Origin of the sequence: Pseudomonas sp. K5002, from assembly GCF_013386655.1 — a bacterium.
GTDB lineage: Bacteria > Pseudomonadota > Gammaproteobacteria > Pseudomonadales > Pseudomonadaceae > Aquipseudomonas.
In genome coordinates this window covers 1-372 of sequence record NZ_JACARK010001771.1, presented here as the reverse complement: position 1 = coordinate 372, position 372 = coordinate 1, and the positions used below count along the sequence as shown (strand labels likewise).

The following is a 372-nucleotide window of genomic DNA, read 5'->3' as shown; positions in this document are numbered from 1 at the left end:
CAGGGGCGAGCCGTGGCCGGTGGATTCGGCGGCGGATTCGCGGTCGAGCACCAGCAGGCGGCCGTGCCACGCAGCAGCCACCGGGATGGCTTTGGCAGCGATCTGCGGGTCTTTGGTGATCAGGCTCGCGACGAGGCTGCCTTTACCGCGTGCGGCCAGGGCCAGGGCTTCGTCGAGGTCGTCGTAGGCCATCAGCGTGCTGACCGGGCCGAAGGCCTCGATGTCGTGGGCGCCGCCTTCCGCATGCGGGTCGCGGGCTTGCAGCAGGGTCGGGGCGAAGAACGCGCCCTGGCTGACGTTTTCACCGCGGGGTTCAAAGCCGTCGCGGGCGCCGAACAGCATATCGCTGCTCTGCAGCAGGCTTTCCAGGCG

Annotated in this window: 1 protein-coding gene; it reads right to left on the bottom strand. The window is 69.6% G+C overall.

Annotated elements, in window-relative coordinates; genetic code table 11:
* Window positions 1–372, bottom strand: a 372-nt coding sequence (locus tag HX846_RS39195) for an aldehyde dehydrogenase family protein (RefSeq protein WP_178967697.1), incomplete at both ends; no start/stop codon positions are given.